At 63.1% G+C, this 1,011-nt stretch carries 1 protein-coding gene; it reads right to left on the reverse strand.

From position 1 onward, the window contains the following. Positions 1–167: 167 nt before the first annotated feature. Positions 168–839: a helix-turn-helix domain-containing protein gene (locus BUB54_RS19830; protein ID WP_139285034.1), complete on the reverse strand. Its 672-nt coding sequence runs from the start codon at positions 837–839 to the stop codon at positions 168–170. Positions 840–1,011 lie beyond the last annotated feature (172 nt).

Consider the following 1,011-nt stretch of genomic DNA (forward strand, 5'->3'; position numbering starts at 1 on the left):
TAGGGCCGTCTGGCGTTGCCCGGTTGCTGGAAACGCGCGAAGCGCGCGTAGCTATCACTTCGCGCCCTTTGGGCGCGTCCGTGTATTTTCTGTCGGAAGAGGGTTAGCTATGCTGGTTTCAGTATATTGAATCCTTCAGGTTGGTTTCTTTTTCCAAGGGAAACTCCCTAAGCCCCCCTGCCCTGCCGGGCTTGCATCTGCGCGTACAGGCGAGCCGTGACGATCTCCAGACGGGATTCCGCCACCCTCTCCAGCGCTGCAGCTGCGGCCTCCTGGGACAACCCCATGTCACGGTCCGCCGTGTACTGCGCCAGGCCATCGAGGACCGGCGGGGGCGCGCCCCATGTGCCCGGCACGGGCGTCCTGGGGGCCTCCGGCATGGGCCTAAAACCCTTCCACTCCCCTTCCGGCTGCACCTGATAGGCGTTGGTCTCCTGGCGCAGCACAAACCGCCCCGCCGCGTCCTGACCGTCGCTGCACCGCCGCGTCCAGTCGATCAGGCCCAAACCGCGCAACCGCCGCAGCGCCATCCACACCGCCTTGCGGCATAGATTCGCCCGCTTGGCGATCGCGTCATAGCTCGGATCGAGCTGGCCCGTTTTGAGGTTGAAAAACCCAAACAACAGCGTGTGGTAAACCTTCAGCGCCGTGTGCCCAATCGCTCCGCCATGACGGCCGGGCTGCTTTGTCGCCCGGTCAAACCGCTCCGCGTTCGCATAGCGCCGCGCGCGCTCCACACGGCTCATCCGCCCCCACACTACAGGCTGCTTCCGGCTGCCACGTAAAACAGGGCGCCCGGTAAACCGCAGCGCCAATGTTCCAATAGACTGAAAAGTCACCGTTTTATCTCCGTCAGGTTGCACAGCAACCCGCCGAGCTGGCCGGAAATCGGCACAAGTCCGCCCGTGGCAAGAAATCTCTTGCAAAAGACGGAAAGGTGAGGGAAAACCTGTTTACCAGACATGATCTTCCCGGCCTTTGCCGGTATGCACGGCCCGCCTTCTCGGCGGG

It is taken from the genome of Acidocella aminolytica 101 = DSM 11237, from assembly GCF_900129125.1.
In the GTDB taxonomy this organism is placed as follows: domain Bacteria; phylum Pseudomonadota; class Alphaproteobacteria; order Acetobacterales; family Acetobacteraceae; genus Acidocella; species Acidocella aminolytica.